General features: G+C 49.2%; 23 protein-coding genes and 1 tRNA gene. 12 read left to right on the top strand and 12 right to left on the bottom strand.

Annotation, left to right across the window (positions count from 1 at the left end):
• Positions 1 to 7 precede the first annotated feature (7 nt).
• From FHS77_RS08775 to FHS77_RS08765, 3 genes are all read left to right on the top strand, one after another.
• A complete protein-coding gene (locus tag FHS77_RS08775; protein WP_184222447.1) occupies positions 8 to 478 on the top strand; it encodes a hypothetical protein in 471 nt (156 codons plus the stop codon).
• A gap of 231 nt (positions 479 to 709) precedes the next feature.
• Positions 710 to 784 (top strand) — tRNA-Glu (locus FHS77_RS08770).
• Between the two features lie 146 nt (positions 785 to 930).
• On the top strand, positions 931 to 1,353 hold the full coding sequence (locus FHS77_RS08765) for a Fur family transcriptional regulator (RefSeq protein WP_184222637.1): 423 nt from the start codon (positions 931 to 933) through the stop codon (positions 1,351 to 1,353).
• Positions 1,354 to 1,417: 64 nt separating this feature from the next.
• Here FHS77_RS08765 and FHS77_RS08760 read toward each other — a convergent pair whose 3' ends face one another.
• The 3 genes from FHS77_RS08760 to FHS77_RS08750 form a co-directional block, all read right to left on the bottom strand.
• The gene (locus tag FHS77_RS08760; protein ID WP_374786239.1) at positions 1,418 to 2,359 is read right to left on the bottom strand and encodes a PAS domain-containing sensor histidine kinase; all 942 of its coding nucleotides are present in this window, start codon (positions 2,357 to 2,359) and stop codon (positions 1,418 to 1,420) included.
• A 211-nt stretch (positions 2,360 to 2,570) separates the two neighbouring features.
• On the bottom strand, positions 2,571 to 2,735 hold the full coding sequence (locus FHS77_RS08755; RefSeq protein WP_184222443.1) for a DUF1328 domain-containing protein: 165 nt from the start codon (positions 2,733 to 2,735) through the stop codon (positions 2,571 to 2,573).
• Between the two features lie 153 nt (positions 2,736 to 2,888).
• Positions 2,889 to 3,683 (bottom strand): response regulator, encoded by a 795-nt coding sequence (locus FHS77_RS08750; RefSeq protein ID WP_184222441.1) that lies wholly within the window; start codon positions 3,681 to 3,683, stop codon positions 2,889 to 2,891.
• A gap of 198 nt (positions 3,684 to 3,881) precedes the next feature.
• Here FHS77_RS08750 and FHS77_RS08745 point away from each other — a divergent pair, with 198 nt between their 5' ends.
• From FHS77_RS08745 to FHS77_RS08735, 3 genes are all read left to right on the top strand, one after another.
• Entirely contained in the window at positions 3,882 to 4,082 is a 201-nt protein-coding gene (locus FHS77_RS08745) for a NepR family anti-sigma factor (protein ID WP_246431278.1), read from the top strand.
• A 3-nt stretch (positions 4,083 to 4,085) separates the two neighbouring features.
• On the top strand, positions 4,086 to 4,637 hold the full coding sequence (locus tag FHS77_RS08740; protein WP_184222437.1) for an RNA polymerase sigma factor: 552 nt from the start codon (positions 4,086 to 4,088) through the stop codon (positions 4,635 to 4,637).
• A 130-nt stretch (positions 4,638 to 4,767) separates the two neighbouring features.
• Positions 4,768 to 6,150, top strand: a complete 1,383-nt coding sequence (locus tag FHS77_RS08735) for a sensor histidine kinase (RefSeq protein ID WP_343060981.1) — start codon at positions 4,768 to 4,770, stop codon at positions 6,148 to 6,150.
• A gap of 59 nt (positions 6,151 to 6,209) precedes the next feature.
• Here the strand turns inward: FHS77_RS08735 and FHS77_RS08730 are convergent, their stop codons facing one another.
• Both FHS77_RS08730 and FHS77_RS08725 read right to left on the bottom strand, forming a co-directional pair.
• Positions 6,210 to 6,647 carry a phage holin family protein gene (locus FHS77_RS08730; RefSeq protein ID WP_184222435.1) on the bottom strand — a complete coding sequence of 146 codons (438 nt, stop codon included), beginning with the start codon at positions 6,645 to 6,647 and terminating at the stop codon, positions 6,210 to 6,212.
• Between the two features lie 2 nt (positions 6,648 to 6,649).
• Positions 6,650 to 6,988: an ElaB/YgaM/YqjD family protein gene (locus tag FHS77_RS08725; RefSeq protein ID WP_184222433.1), complete on the bottom strand. Its 339-nt coding sequence runs from the start codon at positions 6,986 to 6,988 to the stop codon at positions 6,650 to 6,652.
• A gap of 280 nt (positions 6,989 to 7,268) precedes the next feature.
• On the opposite strand from FHS77_RS08725, the gene exbB reads away from it, so the two are divergent.
• From exbB to FHS77_RS08710, 3 genes are read left to right on the top strand one after another with little or no spacing between them, the layout of a single operon-like run.
• Positions 7,269 to 8,423, top strand: coding sequence for a tonB-system energizer ExbB (exbB, locus tag FHS77_RS08720; protein WP_246431277.1), 1,155 nt, complete (start codon positions 7,269 to 7,271; stop codon positions 8,421 to 8,423).
• Positions 8,424 to 8,428: 5 nt separating this feature from the next.
• Positions 8,429 to 8,923 carry a TonB system transport protein ExbD gene (gene exbD, locus FHS77_RS08715; protein WP_184222431.1) on the top strand — a complete coding sequence of 165 codons (495 nt, stop codon included), beginning with the start codon at positions 8,429 to 8,431 and terminating at the stop codon, positions 8,921 to 8,923.
• Positions 8,923 to 9,849, top strand: a complete 927-nt coding sequence (locus FHS77_RS08710) for an energy transducer TonB (RefSeq protein ID WP_184222429.1) — start codon at positions 8,923 to 8,925, stop codon at positions 9,847 to 9,849. The genes exbD and FHS77_RS08710 overlap by 1 nt, the downstream gene beginning before the upstream one ends.
• Positions 9,850 to 9,870: 21 nt before the next feature.
• Here FHS77_RS08710 and FHS77_RS08705 read toward each other — a convergent pair whose 3' ends face one another.
• From FHS77_RS08705 to dut, 3 genes are all read right to left on the bottom strand, one after another.
• The gene (locus tag FHS77_RS08705; protein WP_184222427.1) at positions 9,871 to 11,820 is read right to left on the bottom strand and encodes a MacB family efflux pump subunit; all 1,950 of its coding nucleotides are present in this window, start codon (positions 11,818 to 11,820) and stop codon (positions 9,871 to 9,873) included.
• Positions 11,821 to 11,830: 10 nt separating this feature from the next.
• A complete protein-coding gene (locus FHS77_RS08700; RefSeq protein ID WP_184222425.1) occupies positions 11,831 to 13,069 on the bottom strand; it encodes an efflux RND transporter periplasmic adaptor subunit in 1,239 nt (412 codons plus the stop codon).
• A gap of 251 nt (positions 13,070 to 13,320) precedes the next feature.
• Positions 13,321 to 13,803 carry a dUTP diphosphatase gene (gene dut, locus FHS77_RS08695; RefSeq protein WP_184222423.1) on the bottom strand — a complete coding sequence of 161 codons (483 nt, stop codon included), beginning with the start codon at positions 13,801 to 13,803 and terminating at the stop codon, positions 13,321 to 13,323.
• A 269-nt stretch (positions 13,804 to 14,072) separates the two neighbouring features.
• On the opposite strand from dut, the gene FHS77_RS08690 reads away from it, so the two are divergent.
• Positions 14,073 to 14,870 (top strand): class II glutamine amidotransferase, encoded by a 798-nt coding sequence (locus FHS77_RS08690; RefSeq protein WP_184222421.1) that lies wholly within the window; start codon positions 14,073 to 14,075, stop codon positions 14,868 to 14,870.
• Between the two features lie 4 nt (positions 14,871 to 14,874).
• On the opposite strand, the gene mbfA is transcribed toward FHS77_RS08690, so the two are convergent.
• The gene (mbfA, locus tag FHS77_RS08685) at positions 14,875 to 15,858 is read right to left on the bottom strand and encodes an iron exporter MbfA (RefSeq protein WP_184222419.1); all 984 of its coding nucleotides are present in this window, start codon (positions 15,856 to 15,858) and stop codon (positions 14,875 to 14,877) included.
• Positions 15,859 to 16,056: 198 nt separating this feature from the next.
• Positions 16,057 to 18,225, bottom strand: a complete 2,169-nt coding sequence (locus tag FHS77_RS08680; protein ID WP_184222417.1) for a malate synthase G — start codon at positions 18,223 to 18,225, stop codon at positions 16,057 to 16,059.
• Positions 18,226 to 18,442: 217 nt separating this feature from the next.
• On the opposite strand from FHS77_RS08680, the gene FHS77_RS08675 reads away from it, so the two are divergent.
• Complete coding sequence (locus tag FHS77_RS08675) at positions 18,443 to 19,093, top strand: DNA-3-methyladenine glycosylase family protein (RefSeq protein WP_184222415.1); 651 nt, start codon at positions 18,443 to 18,445, stop codon at positions 19,091 to 19,093.
• A gap of 258 nt (positions 19,094 to 19,351) precedes the next feature.
• Entirely contained in the window at positions 19,352 to 19,909 is a 558-nt protein-coding gene (locus FHS77_RS08670) for an HNH endonuclease (protein ID WP_184222413.1), read from the top strand.
• 7 nt (positions 19,910 to 19,916) lie between these two features.
• Here FHS77_RS08670 and FHS77_RS08665 read toward each other — a convergent pair whose 3' ends face one another.
• Together FHS77_RS08665 and FHS77_RS08660 are read right to left on the bottom strand one after the other, a co-directional pair.
• A complete protein-coding gene (locus tag FHS77_RS08665; RefSeq protein ID WP_184222411.1) occupies positions 19,917 to 20,450 on the bottom strand; it encodes a disulfide bond formation protein B in 534 nt (177 codons plus the stop codon).
• Between the two features lie 16 nt (positions 20,451 to 20,466).
• Complete coding sequence (locus tag FHS77_RS08660; protein ID WP_184222409.1) at positions 20,467 to 21,057, bottom strand: YqaA family protein; 591 nt, start codon at positions 21,055 to 21,057, stop codon at positions 20,467 to 20,469.
• Positions 21,058 to 21,393 lie beyond the last annotated feature (336 nt).

The raw sequence follows: 21,393 nt of genomic DNA, 5'->3' as shown, positions 1-21,393 counted from the left end.
TTATTGAATGCAGGATCCAAATTATCCTCGATATCAGAATCAACACGATCCACGATATGAGGAACAGCAAGCTTATTATCCCGATCCCAATCAGGAGCCACCACTTGATCCGGCCATGGAGCGTGTAAGACGCAAGATGATCCGGTTACTGGCTGTATCAATCGGGGTTATGCTTATTGGTCTTATGGCTGTGCTTGCAGCCGTTGTCTACAAAATCAATAAAGCGCCTGACGCGCCTGAGCAAGAGGATCTGCGCTCCGATATTCCTGGGCAGACAGCAGTGGTGCCTGATGAACCATTTAAGATGGTCGAATCACAAATCACCCTGCCTGAAGGTACACGTTTGCTTTCACAGAGCTTGTCCGGCAATATGATTTCGCTGGAAACCCTGCTTCCAGACGGCGGAACAGAAATTATTGTCTATGATTTCAAAGAATCACGCATTGCTGCGCGTATGATTTTGGGGAATGTCGAATAATTAACTGGCAGTTTGCACAAGATGAAGGGCTGAAAATACATTTTTCCGGCTCTTGCCTGTGCAAAAACTCAAAGAAATCAAAATAATCGGAAGAAAATGCATTTTTTTCCGATTATTTTTTTTAAAGCAGTTGCGCTTTGAAAATAAGCCGATTATATCGGCGTCACAGTCAAGTGATTGCCTCTCAAACGAAGCGCCTCACTTCACTCACAAGCATCGTAAGATGTGCGTGCGCCCATCGTCTAGCGGTTAGGACGCCGCCCTTTCACGGCGGAAACAGGGGTTCGATTCCCCTTGGGCGTACCATTCATTTCCCTCTGTAATTTAAAGCCTGACTTTTCATCACAAGATTTTGTGTGCTTTTGCACATTTAAAAGATTGTATAAAATAATGTGCTTGATATTCCCTTGGTCATATTTGCAACAAGCGGCATGTCGGTGCATAATCCGGCCATGAACACAATGACCACATCAAACGATTACGAACAGCAGCTTCGGCATGCGGGCGTTAGAATCACGCGCCAGCGCCGCATCATTCTGGATATTCTCTCTGATTCGGAAGATCATCCGGATGCGTTGGAAATTTTCAGGCGCGCTGTGGAGATCGATAATAGTATTTCATTATCCACTGTCTATCGCACTATGAAATTGCTCGAAGAGCAGGGGGCTATACATCGCCATGCTTTCAATGGCGGGCCGTCACGTTTTGAACATGCAGGTGCAGAACACCACGACCATATCATTGATATGGAATCAGGGGATGTCGTTGAGTTTCATTCGGAAAAAATCGAGCGCTTGCAGGAAGAAATTGCCCGCGAGCTCGGCTATGAAATCGTGCATCACCGGCTTGAGCTTTACTGCCGCAAGATCAAGTAATAGCATTTCTTATTGATGTTCAATCGCTGCGTCTGCTTGATCATCAAGCGGGCGCTTTTTTGTTTCAAAGATCGAAATGTTCTTTGGCGATAGTCAACCGGTAGGTGACACCGTTTTCATCTTTCAGATATTCGGCTTCGCCATCGACGACGGCGGGAATGATGCGTTGTAAAACCGCCGAGCCAAAACGCGGCGTTGAGCTTTCATCAATCGGAATATTGTAAAAATCTGTTTCGTGCCATTCAAAGATCAACAGATCTTCGCCCTCGGCTGTCTCGCTAGCTCTGATATTGATGACAACATTGTTTTTGGACTGTGGATTAAGACCTCCATAGGAAGTGGCATTCACGATGAGTTCATGCAAAGCCAGCCCCAGGTGAAGTGCAGCACTCGGGAAGAGATACGGATTTTCGCCGGTGACTTGCAGGTGTGAATCGTTGATGTCGGTGTATTTTTCCAGTTGCGAGCGCACAAGGTCACGGAAAAGCGCACCTTGCCAGTTCGAATCAGTGACCAGATCCTGGGCTTGAGAAAGCGACTGAATCCGACCGCGGAATTTGTCCAGAAAACTATCAATTGTATCGGTGAAGCGTGCAGTTTGGGCTGCCACACTTTGAATAATTGATAACAAGTTTTTAGAGCGGTGACTGACTTCACGCAGCAACGCTTTGAGGATTTGCTCACGGCGTTTCAATTCGCTGATATCCACCATCGTGGTCAGAATACCGGACAGTTCGCCGTTATCGCGATAGTCGCAATCACTGTAAAATTCGTACCAACGCGAAGAATTGCCGGTTAAGATATTTAACTCCACCATTTGCGGTGTGCCGGTTGTAACGGCTTCCTCACGGCTGGCTTTGAGTTTCGCAGCGGCCGCCTCGTTCATCAGTACCTTATCTGTACAGCCTTTGAACCATTTATCCTGCCACATGGGCGGGAGATTCTCAGACCATACATATTTAAAATTGGCGGATTGATAGAGAATACACACCCGCGCATTGCGCATGGAGCGCGTCAACGAGCGCAAGCGCGAGAATTCTGATACTTCTAACGGTTGAAGCTGAACGCTTTCACTTGTGTCCCCCTCTTTCATAAGTGCAGTCATTTCATTTGTATTAGCCGTTGAGCTGAAATTATTTGCTCTCATTGCACTGCCTTGATGAAAAAGAACTATCTGCTCCGCGTTTTCGGGCAAATAAGGTAGATTTTAAATATTGTTAAACCTTGCGGATGACGTTGGCAATTAAGGACAACACCAGAAGAGCAAGGAAAACAAAGAATAATATTTGCGCAATACCTGCCGAAGCTCCGGCAATACCGCCAAAACCAAGCGCACCGGCCACAAGAGCTACCACGAGAAAAATCAGCGTATAATACAACATAGTGACGTCCTTTCTTGTCTTATTCCTATCCATGTGACTAGGTATAAAACGCAGCAAAAAGACATTCGTTCCGTGAGAGGTGAAGAAATTACCTGACTCATACCAGACAGCTGCAAACCATGCGCCGGCTTGTTACCGGCACATGGCATGGCTTTAAGCGTCAGCGAGTTGTTGTTCGTTGAAGAACAGTGCCTGACTGATAAGTGCGCGCACCATATCGGGATTGAATGGTTTGCTGACAAGGAAAGTTGGTTCCGGACGGTCTCCGGTCAGAAGACGTTCTGGAAAAGCGGTGATGAAGATCACCGGAATGATATCGTTTTTGAAAATATCATTCACTGCATCTATGCCTGAACTGCCATCTGCCAATTGAATATCAGCAAGCACCATCGCTGGTTTTTCTCGCTCATAAAGCTGGACGGCTTCATCACGCGTTCTGGCAATGCCGACCACCTCATGGCCAAGGCTTTGTACCAGCTGTTCCAGATCCATTGCGATGAAGGGCTCATCCTCAATAATCATCAGGCGCGTAGCCACCTGACGTGAAATTTCTTCCGACGCCAGTTTTAAGAGACTACCTAATTCCGACTCATCAATATTAAGAATTTCTGCGGTTTCTGTTTCGCTGAAGCCTTCAACACTGACCAGCAAAAAGGCCATGCGCGGTCGTGGTGCCATGGATTTAAGATTTGCGGCAGCGCGTTGTTCCCAGGGCTGGTCGGAGGAAGGCTCGTTGATTTGAAAATCAGTCTTTTCAAACAGTTGACTGAATAAGCGGTAAAGACCGATCCGGTCTGTCGATGTCTCCGGAAAGAGTGAAACATCGGCAATGAGTGCTTCCAAGGTGGAGGCGACATAAGCATCCCCTGCCGTTTGTGAGCCTGTAAGAGCACGAGAAAAACGGCGCAGATATGGTAGATGAGGTGCTATTCGTGTAGAAAGTGACATTATCAGACTCCTCAAAAGCCATTTAGATTTATATTATTGGCATTATTGCGTCTGATCTGCATTAAAAATATGTTTCGAATGGAACTATAAAGTTATTAATGCATTTAGGTTTTATGTTGCGGCTTTTTTAAATTTTGCCCAACTTTAAGTTAACACGGAATTGTAGAGCTAATGTCCATAATTAAAAAAAGTCAGGCCATGGATAGTACAGCAAATGGAACACGGATCAGCGCGGCAGAAGAATTAGGCCCCAATTGTGAAGTTGGTACCAAGTTGCGTGCGCTCTATGCTTCTCTTCAGGATGAGGCCATTCCGGACAGATTTCTGGACTTATTGGAAAAACTCGATGCTGCGGAACAAAAGCAGCAGGGCGAAACTAACAATGTCGGGAGCAGTTAATTCATGAGTGATAGCGCATCGGTTTTCAAAAGAGACCTTCTGGCAGCGCTACCCAACTTGCGTGCCTTTGCAATTTCATTGATAGGGCAGGCTGATAAAGCAGATGATTTGGTGCAGGATACAGTTTTAAAAGCCTGGGCAAAACAAGAGAGTTTTGAAGCCGGCACCAATATTAAAGCCTGGCTTTTTACGATTCTTCGCAATGAGTTTTATAGTCAGATGCGCAAACGGGGCCGTGAAGTGCAAGACACCGACGGCGTTTTCAGTGACAAACTTGCCGTTCATGCCGAGCAATATGGCTCGATGGATATGAAAGATTTTCGCAAAGCCCTTAATCTATTGCCTGATGACCAGCGTGAAGCAATCATTCTGATTGGCGCTTCCGGCTTTTCTTATGAGGAAGCAGCGGCCATTTGTGATTGTGCGGTCGGAACGGTAAAAAGTCGTGTCTCGCGTGCCCGAATGCGCTTGCAAGAATTGCTTGATGTGGAAGGCCAGGCTGATTACGGGCCTGATGCAATATCTGCACATGTCACGATGAAGAGTTTTGCATAAAAAGATTAAATATCATGAGTTATGAGTTTATCTGCAATTCCATATAGAATTTAAAATTTTACTGCTTGATAAAGTTTTGTAACTGGGGTCTTGTGCATCAAGAGTGAAATTTTATTATTCGGCGTGGATTGTGACCTCAGTATTATCGGCGGATATACATCATAAGATTAAAAGAAAATGGCGGGTTGCTGCGGTTAGCATTTCGCTTGCCTTGGTTTTGATCTCTGCCATCAGTACGGTTTATCTGACGATTGGTGTCACCCGCCAGATTGATGATATCAAACATAGTTATCAACTGTCGCAGCAGGTGGATAGGCTCAGCCATCTGGCTATTAATATGGAAGCCAGCCGCAAAGGTTATTTGCTGACGCTCGAAGAACATTATCTCGATACTTATCGCTCTTCACTCCATTCTTTGGATGATACGCTGAATGTTATTTCGTCCATCATCAAATCAGATGAACAAAAACAAGCGCGCGTGGCTGAGATTCGTGAGTTTGTCCGGCGGGTTGATGAAGATGTGCGCTATACGATTGATCTGGCTAAGGATAACCGGCTGGATGCTGCGCTGGACAGGGTGCGCCACGATGAGGTTGCTATTTTTTTAGGGCAGCTGGATAAAGTGGTTTCGCGTTTTCTCAGTGATGAAAGTGTGCAGCTCGCCGAGCGTAACAAGCGCATTGACAATACACGCAGGCTTTTAACAGTTACATCGATGCTGGCGCTCTTGTCAGCTGCGGTGCTGGTGGTTCTTTTGTTTAGCCGCTTGCAGCGTTCAGTACGCCGCCTGAATGAAGGGCATATTGTGCTGCGCTCGGAAAATGAAGAGCTGGAGCAGAAAGTGATGCAGCGCACGGCTGAATTGCAGCAGGAGCGGGAAATTGCCGAGCGTGAGCGCCACCGTGTAGAGGTACTTTTGCAAGATAGCAGCCATCGCATTGGTAATTCATTGGCGCAGGTTTCTTCTTTGTTGAGCTTGCAATTGCGCCAAGTCGGCAATGAAGATGCACGCAATGCGTTGAATTCGGCGCGTGCGCGTATTCATACAATTTCAATTGCGCATCGACGCTTGCGACTGGGCAAGGATCTGGAAACGGCGCGCGTTGATGAGTTTCTCAATGCAGTGGTGCAGGATATTCGCGAAGCCAGCAATGTTGATGATAAGGTTGATTTTAAAACTGATTTTTCATCGCAGAGTTTTCATGCCCGTGACGTGACCACAATCGGTATTATTTTAGGTGAACTTGTTACCAATGCGCTGAAACATGCTTTTATGGATCGTGCCAAAGGCGAGGTGCATATCAGTTTTCAGCCAGCTGAAGATGGCAAATTTTGTCTGACGGTCAAAGATGATGGTGCAGGCTGGGACGGGCAAAAGAAATGCTCCGGGCTTGGTGCGCTGGTGGTTGAGCAATTAAGCCAGCAATATGGTGGCAAGCCGCATTATTCAGAAGCAGTGAAAAACGGTACCCAGGTGGAAATCAAATTCACCAAATTGGAACCGGCTGAATAAGGTTTTATTATCAGCGCCATGCCGGAAATGTTCCGCCATGGCGTTTTTTGATGTGATGATTATGCTTTGTCATCCGGCTTTTTATCACTCAACAGTGATACGAGCGCCATGCCTGCTAAAGGCAGAGCCGCGGCTAAAATCGGACGCTTTAACAATGCCGGAATTATTGCCAAGGCAGCGGTCGCGACAAAAGCAGATTTATCTGCTTCAAGGCGTTCGCGGCGCTTACGCTCCTGTGCTGCATTGATGCTCTTGGTGATCAGCCATGCAATGAGTGCCACGACAAAAGCACTGCCTGCCATAATGAGGGCAGCCGCTAATTGGCTGACAAGAGTTGACAGATACAAGAAACCTGCAAGGAGCAGAAACACAAAGCCGATAACCGCAAAAATGCCGATGACAGCGCCGGTAATGGCGCAACGCTTGGCCTGTTGTGCGGCTTCATGAAACTCTTGTTTCAAAACGGATGATAGGAGAGGTGCTAATAAACGCAGCATGATCAGCGACGCAAAATTGCCAGCAAATAGCCGACGCCGACCGCTGTCGCCAATGAAGCAATCGGACGTTCGCGGACGGTTTCCAACAGCTGGTCCTCAATATTTTGTGCGCAAGACTTCAAGTCACTTACGGTTGTTTCACCCTGCTGGACAGCATCATCGTAAGCTTGTGAAACATCGCGCTTAGCATCACGGATTTTTTGCTGACCCAACTGGGACATCGTTGCGGCAATATTGGCAATATCTTGCTTGAGTTGCGCAATTTGTTCTTGCAGGTCAGCTGTGCTGACATCTGTCAATTCTTCGATTTTCTGGGTGACCTTATCTGCTGCACGTGCCATGTTTCTGGCCTCCATAAGATGATGAACTAATTATTGTTACCATGCGGCGATAGAATGCCAACATATACTATATGAGAAATAAGAGGTTTTATTGCTCTTGTAGTTAATGCATCAGGTGGTGAAAAAGTTCCGCTCTTACAGCTTTAATTCGGGTAAAATTCCAAAACATGACTTGCATAATCATGTTATAGGGAGCTATTAAGAGGCATTCTCTGTCTGAGTGGTTATAGTATGGCGGCTTGCAAGGCAGAAGGCAGTTGTTAGTAATCAGCAAAGATAAATGAGGGTTCCTGTGTTTGTAACCATGAAGAACGCAATACAGCAGTTTGGATTTGTATTGTTAGCTGCCGGTATTGCAATTGTTCCGCTGATGGGTGGTCAGGCAATTGCGCAGGAGACCCCCGCCGTTCAATCCGGTAGCTCTGAAACAACAACGCCCAATTCTGCTGCACAAAGTTCTGTTACGCAAAGCTCCGGCACACAGGCTCCTGCATCTGAGGCTCCAAGTGCTCAGGCGCAAACTGCGCCAACACAGACACCTGTTGAAACACCGAGCCAGTCTGCAGCGCAGCCTGCAGAAACGCAATCAACGCCAGCCGCGCCTGCCCAGCAAAGCGCAAGCGAACCGGCATCGCTACAGCCAGCACCTGCTCAGCAGCCGGTTGCCCAGCCTGTATCAACAGGCGCAGATACTGAACAAGAGCGTGATCACACTCTCCCGCATGATCTTTCACCGGTTGGCATGTTTATGGCTGCCGACGCGATTGTTAAAGGCGTGATGATTGGTCTGGCGCTTGCCTCCCTGCTGACCTGGACGATCTGGATTGCCAAGTCGCTGGAACTTTTTGTGGCCCGCGGCAAGTTGAAAAAAGCTATGAAAACCATTGGTCATTCAGGCTCGCTGGCTGATGCTGCGGCTAGCTTGGCGAATGAAAAAAGCCCTGCTGCAATTTTGGTGCATGCGGCACAGGATGAAGTTGAAGCAAGCAGCCCTGCCATTGTTCTGGCCGGTGCCGAAGGTTTGAAAGAGCGCGTTGCTTCAAGATTGTCCCGTATTGAAGCGGCTGCCGGTCGCAGACTGTCTAAGGGCACAGGCGCATTGGCAACCATTGGTTCGGTTGCACCATTTGTCGGTTTGTTTGGTACCGTCTGGGGAATTATGAATTCCTTTATCAGCATCTCGGAATCACAGACAACCAACCTTGCCGTTGTGGCGCCTGGTATCGCTGAAGCTTTGCTTGCAACAGCTATCGGCCTTGTTGCAGCTATTCCTGCCGTGGTGATCTATAACGTTTTTGCCCGCTCGATTACCAATTACCGTCAGGCTCTGGCTGATGCCGGCGCTGGTGTTGAACGTCTGGTTAGCCGTGACATTGACTTTGCCTTGGCAAAACGTCGTGCACAGATGGCCAAACCAGCAGCAGCTGCGGAGTAAGTCTGATGGCTGGTAGAAGACGCGATGCAGACGACGATCTGTCTCTGAACCACGAGATCAACGTTACGCCTTTCATCGACGTGATGCTGGTGCTGCTGATTATCTTCATGGTTGCGGCTCCCTTGGCAACCGTGGATGTGAATGTGGATCTGCCTGCTTCCAATGCAGCCGTGCAGCCTCGTCCTGATCTTCCGGTTTATGTGACCTTGAAAGACGATCTGTCACTCAATGTCGGCAATGAACCGGTGGTTCGCGAAAGCCTTGGTATTTTTCTGGACAGATTGTCTGAAAACAACAAGGAAACCCGCATTTTCCTGCGTGCCGATAAGACCGTTGGCTATGGCGAGTTGATGCGCGTGATGAATTTGCTGCGTGAAAACGGCTATTTGAAAATTGCGCTGGTCGGGCTTGAAGTTGTCAGTTCACCTGACACTGCTGGCCCAAGTGAAACCACAGGTGAAACACCTGCTCCTGCTCTTAACGGATCGGGGAATAACTAATGCCGAAATTACCACCTGAACATCCTCCGATCAGACCCGTTTCCATGGACGATACCCGTTCAGGCTGGTGGGATACGGCGCGCTGGGTTGGTGCTGGTGCTATTGTTTTATGTGCGCATGCGGCAGGAGCCTATGCGGTGCATTCAATGCAGTCTGAGGATGTGATGGATGGTACGCCGCCAGCGGCGATCATGATTGAATTTGCGCCGGAACCGGAAGCACCGGTTGCAGAAGAAGAAGCGGAAGCTATTCAGCCGGAAACGGCAGAAGAAGTAGCCGAAGCAGAGCCGGAACCAGAACTGGAACCAGAGCCGGAAGTCGCGCCAGAACCGGAACCGGAGCCGGAGCCCCAACCCGAGCCAGAACCGGAGCCGGAAGAAGTAATTCCTGATATTGTGGAAGCACCAACACCGGAAGTGGCTGTGCCGCTGCCGGTTAAAAAGCCGGTTGAGCGTCCTAAACCTGTTGAGAAAAAACAAGAAAAGCCAATTGTAAAGCGCGTTGAAAAACCAAAGCCTAAGCAGGCTGAAAAAGCACCGGTTGCCAAGAAATCTGCAACACCGGCAGTGGCCGCCAATGATGGCTCTAAGCTTGCGGCCAACCGCAATGGTCAGTCGGCTGGTAATCCGGGCATCAGCTCAGATAAGTGGGTTTCAAAATTGCAGGCACATTTGGAGCGTCAGCGTCGCTTCTTGTCACGCGGTATGGGCTCAGGTGCCAAAGGCATCGTTAATATCAGCTTTGTGATTGATCCGTCGGGACAGGTGCTGTCGGCTCGTGTTTCGGGTTCATCGGGTGACGTTAAACTTGACCAGCTTGCATTGCAGACCGTGCAGCGTGCTTCACCCGTACCGGCACCGCCTGCAGCCATGGCCAAGTCGCGTATGCCGATTACCGTGCCGATCCGCTTTACCGGCCGTAGCTAATTCAATCAAAACCCTGTGGCACTATTCACTTGATAGTGCCACAGCAGGCAGCAATCTCGAAGCTTTACGCGCGGGCAGATAGCCAAAGATCAGACCTGTGGCGAAGGCCGAGCCAAAGGCCAAAATAACCGGCGCAAGACTATATTGAATGGTCAGCCCCATCGCTTCTGCGGCGGCGGCAACGCCTAGACCAAAGACCACCCCCAGCAAACCACCAATGCTTGAAACCACCAGGGCTTCCGTGATGAATTGCATCAGGATGTCGCTGCGTCTGGCACCTGTTGCCATGCGCACACCAATTTCACGGGTGCGTTCGGTGACACTTACCAGCATGATATTCATGACGCCGATGCCACCAACCAGCAGTGATATCGCGGCAATAGAGCCTAAAAAGATCGTCAGCGTGTTGGATGTTTCGGTGACTGCATCGCGGATAGAAGACATATTGGTAATCATTGTGTCTTGGCGTTTGTGGCGTTCATTCAGGAGCGCCTGAATGTGATCTTGCGTTGCATCAATCAGCGCGTCATTTTCCACTTGCACGGTGATGTTGCGCACATGGCGCTGGCCGAACAGCCGTAAATTGCCTGTTGTCAGCGGTACAATGGCAATGTCATCCTGATCATTGCCACCAAAACCCGCCCCTTTTTCCGCCAGAACACCAATGACCTGAAACGGAATTTTTTGCACCAATATATATTTGCCAAGCGGATTTTCGCCATTGGTAAAAAGCGTGTCAGCAACCGTTGAGCCAAGCACAATCACCGGCGCATAAGTATCCAGATCGTGATTGTTGATGAAATCACCCTGTTCCATTTTCCATGATTTGGATGTGGCAAAGGCGGGAACAGTGCCGGTAACGGCCGATTGGTAATCCACATTGCCATAGCGCAGCGTCACACTGGAACTTGTTTCCGGCACCGCGGATTTGACATTGGGCAATTGTTCAATGGCGGTCGCATCTTCAGGGATAAGGGTTGCAATCCCGCCGCTGCCACGAAAATTCGCCATGCCCGGCCGGATCAGCAATAAATCCGAACCCATCGCATTGATTTGCTCGAGGATGGATTTTTGTGCGCCACCACCGATTGCCAGCATGGCAACGACAGAACTGACACCAATAAAAATACCCAGCAATGTCAGAATGGTGCGAAACAAATTGGCCCGAAGCGCGCGCAAAGCCATTTTGACCGATTCGGTGAAGTCATTGAAACGGATCATGCTTTTTGTGTCACGCTGCCCGAAAGATTGGGGCAGGGCAGTGGCATGATTTGCAGCCGCAATTTCGATTTTGTTAGTATCGGAAAGAATATGGCCGTCTTTAATCTCAATCAGACGATCAGCCTGCTCTGCCACTTCCCGCGAGTGGGTAATAACAATAATGGTGTGGCCTTGCGCATGCATGGCACGCAAAAGTGCCATCACATCATCACCGCTTTTACTGTCCAGTGCACCGGTTGGCTCATCGGCCAAAATAATCCGGCCACCATTCATCAAAGCGCGCGCTATGGAAACGCGCTGTTGCTGACCACCGGATAATTGATTAGGGCGGTGATCCAGCCTCTCGGCAAGGTTTAAAGTGGTCAGCAGTTCTTCTGCCCGTGCCTGACGTTCATGCAGCGACATGCCGGCATAAATTGCCGGAACCTCGACATTTTCCTGCGCGCTGGCTGTCGGGATCAGATTGTAATTCTGGAAAATAAAGCCAAATGTGCGTCGTCTTAATCCGGCCAGTTCATCGGCATCCAGATCAGCGACATCTTCGCCGTCGAGCAGATATTGCCCGCTGCTTGGATTGTCCAGACAGCCCAAAATATTCATCAAGGTGGATTTGCCGGAACCGGAAGCGCCGATAATGGCAACAAATTCACCGGACTGGATTTCCAGTGAAATGCCGTGCAACACTTCCACCGACAGATCGCCATTGTGAAAGGATTTACGAATATCGTCGAGTTTGATCAAAGCAGACATCGAGGGCTCCTTAGAACATGCCTGGTCTGCGATTATTTCTGCGGTTTGTACCGGCTTGATCAGCCGCTGCATTGCTGATGACCACAGTGTCTCCATCTTCAAGCCCGCTTAAAACCTGCGCCTGTACACGGTTGCGGATGCCGATTTCAACACTCTTTTCTTGTGTTGTGCCGGCGGCTGTCATCACTGTTACCGTGGTGGCCGAACCACCCTTACTGTCTTTGCTGCGCGGGCTTTCTTTGAGCGCTGATGTTGGCACCAGAATTGCATCTTTGGCGCTGTCCTGAATGAAATAAACCTGCGCACTCATATTGATTTTTAATTCGTCATCCGGGTTGGGGACGTCAAAAAGTGCATAATAAAGCACGACATTGTTGAGCACTTCCGGCGTTGGTTTGATCTGGCGTAACTTGCCCTGATAGCGCTTTCCCGGCTGGCCGAGCAGGGTGAAATAAGCATCCATTCCGATTTTGAGGCGGCTGATATCGGCTTCAGAAACCTGTGCTTCCACGCTCAGCATATTGAGATCAGCAACAGTGACAACCGTTGGCGCACTTTGCACGGCATTGAGTGTTTCGCCTTCTTTAGACGGCTGCTCAACGATGGTGCCATTCATCGGGCTATAAATTTTTGTATAGCCGAGATCAACTTTTTCACTCTCAACTTGCGCTTGTTGCTGGCGGATTTGTGCTCGCAACGATTTGACGTCAGCCTGTGCAATTACCAGATCGGCATCGGCCTGATCGACCGTCGCCTGCGAAACGCCACGGGTGGAGAGAAGGGCGCGCTGACGATCAGCATTGAGTTTTTTAATTTTTGCCAGCGCTTCACGGCTCACCAGCTGCGCTTCCAGATTTTCAAGCTGGGCACTGCTCATTTCGACGCGTTTTTCAATCGGTGCGGGATCAATTTCGGCCAGTAACTGGCCTTGCTTAACGTCATCGCCGACTTCGACTTTCACCGATTTTAACTGGCCGGAAACCTGCGCGCCGACATTGACACTGCGCAAGGCTTTCAATGTGCCAACTGCGGTGATGGCGTTTTCAATATCGCCGCGCACAACCTTTTGTGTCAGTTGTGCCTTTGCAGCCCCGTTGGACGGGCCTGCACTTTGCCAATACCAGACAGCACCGCCTGCCAGCACAGCGGCCACCAGTAACCACTTGATATAAGAGGTTTTACGGGAAAGGCGCTTCTTTGGCGCTGTTTTGGATGCACCTGAGGTGGCGAAACTTGGCTGGTCGTTCATGGAACAGAAAAAACCTTATGAAATACTTGCAGACCTTCATAGCAGAGATAATGGCTATTAAAGGACTATGCCTTTGTTGCAAATATGAGTTTTTGGCACATCTATAATGGTGCTTGGAGCAATTATTTGTTTTTATTAACAAAAATGAATTAATGAACGTAAGTTTAAATATATGTAATGTTGGTTTAAGCGGGTAATACACCGGCAAAGGGGCGAAAAATTGGCTTTGCCGGTGTTATTTAATCTAAACGTCAGGCTGTGCCGGTCGAACCGAAACCGTTTGCGCCACGCTCTGTTTCGCTGATGGTGGCTTTTTCTTCGATTTTTGGCTGGATGACAGGTGCAAAAACCGCCTGTGCAATACGCATACCGCGTTCGATGCGGAAATCATCATCGCCGAGATTAATCAGCAGGATTTTAATTTCGCCGCGATAGTCGGAATCAATAGTGCCTGGTGTGTTGAGGCAGGTGATACCATGCTTGAATGCAAGCCCCGAACGCGGACGGATCTGGACTTCATAGCCTTGCGGAATTTCAAAAACGAGACCGGTTGGCACCAGAGCGCGGCGACCCGGCAGCAAAACGATCTGGCGATCATTCGGCACGGCTGCGCGAATATCCATGCCTGCCGAACCACTTGTTTCATAGCCAGGCAGATCAAGGCCAACGGCGCTCTCAAGGCGAATAATATTAAGCGTCGGCTGCGACGCTGTGACGGATGTAGAATTGGTCATGGGGGAGGCCTTTCCATCAAAGGAGATGAACTTGAGGTCGCTCATAACGTATATAGCTCTAAACTTATATCAGAAAGACGCGCGAGGTGAAGGAAGCCCAGAACTTTTTTTGCGTTTAATATTATTTTTGCCATTTTTGTCTGGAAATTCTGGGTGCGGATCATGAAATCCCCTGCAAAACAGTGGTTGAAACTTAGGGACTTGGCGTTTTTCGTGAAGCATGTTCTTATGTCGATGCTTTAAACTGGGCTTTAATCTGGATCAAATCAATGTGCCGTTGGGCTGCTTATCTCGGACCTGAAGTCTATCTGGAAGATATTATTGCATCGCCTTGCCATTCGCTGATTGTGCAAAGTCATGAGGCAACACAGGCCAAAACCCGCACTAATGGTGATGGTTTCGGAGTTGCGTGGTATGGGAATCGCACCGAGCCCGGCCTTTATCGGGATATTTTGCCGGCATGGTCGGATCAGAATTTAAAAAGCATTTCCCGCCAAATAAGATCACGGCTTTTTTTAGCTCATGTTCGCGCTTCAACCGGTGGTTTGACCAGCCGCTCTAACTGTCATCCGTTTGTGGCGGGACGCTGGAGCTTTATGCATAATGGTCAGATCGGTCATTTCGAGAAATTGCGCCGCCGCTTGGAAGCACATTTGTCTGATGACATTTATATGCAAAAGCATGGTACGACAGATTCAGAATTGATATTTCTGCTGATGCAGCAATTTGGCCTTGATCAGCAGCCGTTAGCAGCTTTGCAAAAAACAGTTTCATTGATTGCTGCGGAGGCGGAAAAGTCAGGTGTGCCACCGTTTTTGCGCCTGACAGCCGCTTTTTCGGATGGTAATCAGTTGCATGCCGTGCGCTATGCAACGGATAAATATGCGCCGTCACTTTACACGAAAGCACTGTCGGCCGTGTCGGGCATGTGTGTGGTTTCAGAGCCGTTAGATGATGAGGCGGATAACTGGGTTGCAGTACCCGCCAATAGTTTTTTGACCGTTGTGCAAAACGAACAGATTATTATCCGTCCGTTTGCGCCTGATATTTTGGCTGAGATTGCCTGATTATTTAAGCCGAGCCAATGAGCACACCGGCGGCGAAAACAAGTGCGCCGCCCAAAACCACCTGAAATGCTGCGCGCAGGAATGGTGTTTCCATATAGCGCTTCTGGATATAGGCGATGGCCCACAATTCCACGAACACGATGAAGATTGCGAGATAGGTCGCAGTCCAGAAATCAGTGATCAGATACGGCAATGCATGGCCCAGACCACCGATAGTGGTCATGATGCCGCTGGCAAGGCCGCGTTTGATCGGCGAACCACGACCCGACAATTTACCATCATCATGGGCAGCTTCGGTAAAGCCCATCGAAATACCTGCGCCCACAGAGGCAGACAGGCCGATGAGGAAAGTTTGCCATGTGTCTTGGGTGGCAAAAGCGGCGGCAAAGATAGGCGCAAGAGTTGAAACCGAACCATCCATCAAGCCGGCAAGACCTGGCTGGATATAGGTCAAAATCAGCTGTTTACGCTCTGCTGCCTGTTCTTCATCCTGAACGCTTGACGGGGTGAGCTTTGTTTCAAGCTCAATGGCGCGGTGCTCGTGCTTTTTCTCGTCCTGCGCTAAATCACCCAGCAGTTTGCGTGTGCCTGCGTCGGTTACATTTTTTGCAGCTTCAATGTAGAAACGATAGGCCTGCTCTTCCATTTGTGCTGCTGTTTCGCGCACTTTTTCAATACCGAGCGGACGCACCAGCCAATCCGGTTTGCGGTCATAATAACCGCTGACATGCTCGCGACGTATAAGCGGAATATTATCACCAAAACGGCGGCGGTGTTGTTCGATCAGGCTGTCACGATGGCCGTGTTCTTCTTCCGCCATCTGCTCGAAGATTTTCGCAGACTGCGGAAACTCTTCCCGCAATCCGTCTGCATAAGCCAGATAGATACGGGCATCATCTTCTTCAGATGAAATGGCGAGTGCGAGAATTTCCTGTTCGGAAAGGGAAGCAAACGAACGGCGCGAAGAACCAAAAAAACGTGAAAGCATGACATACCTATAATTTAGAATAGTTCTAAACTAGTGGCTATCGCTGATGATGTCAATACTTCATGGATGTGGGAAATACCGCTTGAAACGGATGAACGCCACAGCGGTATAAGTGAAGCCTCGTCTCTTTCGCATTAAAAAAGAAAAGCCCGGAAATGCATATTTCCGGGCTTTTCAGATGTGAGAATACTGCTTTGATTAACCGGCAGCTTTCAGCTCCAGACGGCGGGCATGGAGCACAGGCTCAGTATAGCCGTTTGGCTGTTCACGACCCTTGAACACCAGATCACAGGCGGCCTGAAACGCGATTGACTTGTCAAAATCGGCCGCCATCGGGCGATAAAGCGGATCGCTTGCGTTCTGCTTGTCGACGATTGCCGCCATGCGTTTCATGGTTTCCATCACTTGCGCTTCGGTCACCACATTATGATGCAGCCAGTTGGCAATGTGCTGCGCAGAAATACGCAAGGTTGCACGATCCTCCATCAGACCGACATTGTTGATGTCCGGCACTTTGGAGCAGCCAACGCCCTGATCGACCCAGCGCACGACATAACCCAAAATACCTTGGGCATTATTGTCGATTTCAGCCTGAATATCTTCCGGTGTCCAGTTTGGACGGGTTGCAACAGGCACGGAAAGAATGTCGTCCAGCCTGGCGCGCGGGCGCTTTTTCAACTCTTCCTGCACAGCTGCCACATCAACCGTGTGATAATGGGTGGCGTGAAGGGTTGCAGCCGTTGGTGAAGGAACCCATGCGGTGGTGGCGCCAGCTTTCGGATGACCGATTTTCTGCACCAGCATTTCTGCCATCAGATCCGGCATGGCCCACATGCCTTTACCGATTTGCGCGTGGCCGGAAAGACCACATGCCAGGCCGATATCAACATTGGAAGCTTCATAAGCTGTAATCCATGCAGACTGCTTCATATCACCCTTGCGGATCATCGGGCCGGCTTCCATTGAGGTGTGCATTTCATCACCAGTACGATCAAGGAAACCGGTATTGATGAAGACAACACGTTCTTTGGCGGCGCGGATGCACTCTTTCAGGTTGATGGTTGTGCGGCGTTCTTCATCCATCACACCCATTTTGAGTGTGTTCGGCTTCATGCCGAGCATTTCTTCGGTGCGGGTGAAAAGCTCGCTGGCAAAAGCCACTTCTTCAGGGCCGTGCATTTTTGGCTTAACAATATAAACCGAACCGGCGCGCGAATTCATGTGACGGCCATTTGGCCCGACATCATGCAGCGCAATCAGGCCGGTGAAGGCGGCATCCATAATGCCTTCCGGAACTTCATTACCGTCTTTGTCGAGAATGGCCGGATTGGTCATCAGGTGACCAACATTGCGCACCAGCATCATTGAACGGCCTGGTAAAGTGAGCGCAGAGCCATCAGGTGCCGTATATGTGCGGTCAGCATTGAGACGGCGGGTGACCGTCTTACCGCCTTTTTCAAAGCTCTCTTCCAGCTTGCCGTTCATCAGGCCGAGCCAGTTGCGATAGACAGTGATTTTGTCTTCAGCATCCACTGCGGCAATGGAATCTTCACAGTCCTGAATGGTGCTAAGCGCTGATTCAAGTACAACATCTGCAATATGCGCCGGATCAGTTTTACCGATCGGATGGTCTGCATTGATGATAATATCTGCGTGCATACCATTTTTGGCAACCAGTACGGATGACGGATTGGCAGCATCACCATTATAGCCTTTGAACTGGCTGGTATCTGCCAAACCGGTTTCACCGGCAGCGGTGGTGGCAACAAGTTTGCCGTCTTTAATGCTTAATGCAGTAACATCAGCCCATTTGCCTTGTGCAAGCGGAGTGCTCTGGTCGAGGAAGTTTTTCGCCCATGCAATAACCTTAGCGCCGCGCTTTGGATTATAGCCGCCTGATTTTTCTGCGCCATCGTCTTCCGAAATCGCATCGGTGCCGTAAAGTGCATCATAAAGCGAACCCCAACGGGCATTGGCGGCGTTAAGCGCGTAACGGGCATTCATCACCGGCACAACCAGCTGTGGTCCGGCTAGTTCAGCAATTTCCGGATCAACATTGCTGGTTGAAACTTTGAAATCTTCGCCTTCCGGCAGCAGATAGCCAATCTCTTTCAGAAAATCCTGATATTCTGCCTGCGTGTAGGCTCTGTCGCGATTGGCTTTATACCAGGCATCAATCTGCGCCTGCATTTCATCTCGCTTTGCCAAAAGGCTGCGGTTTTTCGGTGCCAAATCATGAACGATTGCCGAAAAGCCTTTCCAGAAAGCTTCTACTGACACATTGGTACCGGCAATGGCTTCTTTTTCTAAGAATTCAGCCAGAGCAGGGGCAACCCGCAGGTTTTCAATCTCGACATAATTGGTCATGACAGGCTCTCCGATGTAAATGCTAAAAGGTAACTTATAAAAAGTCTTATCCACTTGAAGCGTCTCGGCGGGCTTTCGTCAATATATTATAGATGAACATCATTTGTGACGTTATGGAATAAATGGCGTGCCTATATAAGCGTGTCTATATATAAGTGATGCACTGTTTCGGCTCTGCTATATAAAGGCTGACAATGATAAGCGGAGTTTTGGGCAATTGCGTATTGATACGATTGAAGATGTAGAGACAGGCTTAGAAGCTTTGCTACAGCTCGACCCGCGGCTGCAAGTCATTCGTGATTATGCAGGGCAGTTGCCATTACGCCGTAATCCGGCCGGTTTTGAAAGCTTGGCGTCAATCATTGTCGGGCAGCAGGTTTCAATTGCCAGTGCGGCGGCGATCTGGGCGCGCTTCAAACAGCATATTGATCCGCTGACACCGGAAAATTATCTGGAGCAGGGGGCAGAGGTTTGGAAACTGACCGGATTATCACGTCCGAAACAAAAGACATTTCAGCATTTATCGGCTGCGCTGATTGGGGGACAACTGGATTTACCGTCCCTAACCACAATGCCGGTGAATGATGCGATGGCTAAGCTCACCGCCATTCATGGTATTGGCCCTTGGACGGCGGAAGTTTATTTGCTTTTTGCCGAAGGCCATGCTGATATTTTTCCCTCCGGTGATGTGGCTTTGCAGGAGGCGGTTGCGCGGGCGTTTGGTTTTGACAGCCGGCCGAGTGCAAAAGAGTTAAGCTTTTTGGCTAAAGACTGGTCGCCTTGGCGCGGGATCGCGGCGCGCTTGTTCTGGGCTTATTATGCAGCCTCAAGAGGCAAAGAAGCGGCACCCGTTATGTCAGTTATGTGAGATTTACATCACTTGACCACATATCTGTGTGTGATTGCAGCTCTTTTTCGTTTTTTGCTTCACATTTCTGTAACACCGGCCTTACATTATCACTTCAGGTTTCTGCTGGAGCGGTTCCTATTTAGTCGGTAGTTAGCGAGCCGTTCTACGTTTTATTTCTGCGCGTTTTTGTAACCCATCACGCTTCTTTCCGCGCCTCTCAAGGCGATGTTGGCAGCACGATGGTGAAATGCTTGATAGAACTGTAGGAGGTGTTACTTGACTATAGCTGTTTCTCCCAACGGCTTGCCGGCATTGGTGCTGAATGCGGATTACAGGCCGCTCAGCTATTACCCCTTATCATTGTGGTCATGGCAGGATGCGATCAAGGCTGTGTTTCTTGATCGGGTGAATATTGTCGCCGAGTATGAACATGAAGTGGCATCGCCTTCATTTTCCATGCGGTTGCCCAGTGTGATTTGTCTGAAATCCTATGTGAAGCCGCCGCGTTATCCGGCCTTCACCCGCTTTAATGTATTTTTGCGCGATAGGTTTGAGTGCCAATATTGTGGCTCATCGCATGAATTGACATTTGATCATGTCATCCCGCGTTGCCATGGTGGTGAAACCACATGGGATAATATTGTGGCGGCTTGTTCGCCGTGTAATTTCAGAAAAGGCGGGTTGATGCCGGCTGCCGCCAAAATGTGGCCGCGTCAAAAGCCATATCAGCCGAGTGTGCAGCAATTGCACACGAATGGACGGTTATTTCCGCCCAATCATGTGCATCAAAGCTGGCTCGACTTTTTATATTGGGATGCCGAGCTGGAGCCGTAGTTTATATTCAAGCCTTGCGGGTAGAAAACGCGCCATAGAAACCGACAGCAGCAAACAACACGCTTGCCAGAATGTTCCAGCCCGGAAATGACAGGCCGAGGAAGTGTCCGGCAGCTTCATCGCATGCAGGCGGGCGGATTTTATTGATATTGCCAAGCAGGCTGCCTGCTTCAGTGGTGATTGACATGGATGCGGTGCTGCAATCTGCAGGTCCTGGCCAATATTTCAGTTCCACGCCGGTGTGATAAATCGCCAGCATCAAACCATAGCTCATCAGCAATGCACCAATCAGCAAGAGCACGCGGGTTAAGACAGGTGACCATTTGGCCTTGGCAAAAAGCAATGCAGCGGCCATCAGCGGAATGCCAATATAATAAGGTGTGCGCTGCTCAAGGCACAATTTGCATGGCATGAAGCCACCCCAATGTTCAAATGCCAAGGCGGTGCCGACCGTGCCTGCCATGCCAATAAATAAAATGGCGGCTGTCGCGGTCTGGATTTTATCCACCGGATGATTGAGTGCTTTAAGGCTGAGGCTCATTTTTATACTCTTGTTCTTAAGCGTTGAAGTATTTTACCGCGAAGAAAAGTGCGATCAATATGGCAGCAGCAAGGCCAGCCAGCATTCCAAGACGTTTTTCGATGAAATCGCGAATAGGCTCACCATAGCGTTTTAAAAGCCAGGCGAGGAAAAAGAAACGGGCGCCGCGTGCGACAATCGCTGAGGCAATAAAGAGCCAGATATTCACACCTGCCGCGCCGGACAGAATCGTCACGACTTTGATCGGCGGCAAATGCGCAAGGCCGGATGTAATCAGCAGCAGCAGAATCGTATCGGCGCTGGTGGTGCCGCGCAAATGTTCAAACGAATCCAGTTTGCCATAAAGTTCGAGCACTGGCTTGGCGACAGCTTCATAAGCGTAATAGCCCAAAAACCATCCGGCAATCCCGCCGAGCACTGAAGCAACTGTTGCGATGAATGCATAACGCCAGGTTTTATTCGGTTTTGCCAGTGCCATAGGAAGAAAAAGCACATCAGCGGGAATCAAAAAGACGGAGCTCTCAACAAAAGCGATGATCGCCAGCCAATATTCGGCTGATTTTCTGGCTGCAAGAGAGATGGTCCAGTCATAAAGGCGTCGCAACATAATATGGGTCTCGGATTGAAAACATCTTTCACCCCTAGTGAAAAAACATGAACCAAGCAAGGAAAGCTTGAAATGGCAGCTCTTGAAGGCTGAAATTTGTCTCCTATATATAAAGAGATGAAATTAGCCTTGAGACGAGCGTAGTTCCGATTCCTTTACTGGTTCTGGTTTTTGGTTTCGTTTTGGTTAATTTTATTCGTTTTCCCTGTTGAAAAGAATTTTGTATTATTTGTGAAATTGTCGTTGACAGTTTTAGTTTGGTTGCCCTATAAGGCGAACAACGAGGGCGGCGGCGCTGCTAGCGGCAGACAGCTTCGTCCTTGAGAGTGATTGACC

Origin of the sequence: Paenochrobactrum gallinarii (assembly GCF_014205685.1) — a bacterium.
GTDB classification, from domain to species: domain Bacteria; phylum Pseudomonadota; class Alphaproteobacteria; order Rhizobiales; family Rhizobiaceae; genus Paenochrobactrum; species Paenochrobactrum gallinarii.
The sequence above is the reverse complement of the archived record's forward strand: the minus strand, read 5'-3'. Positions and strand labels throughout refer to the sequence as shown.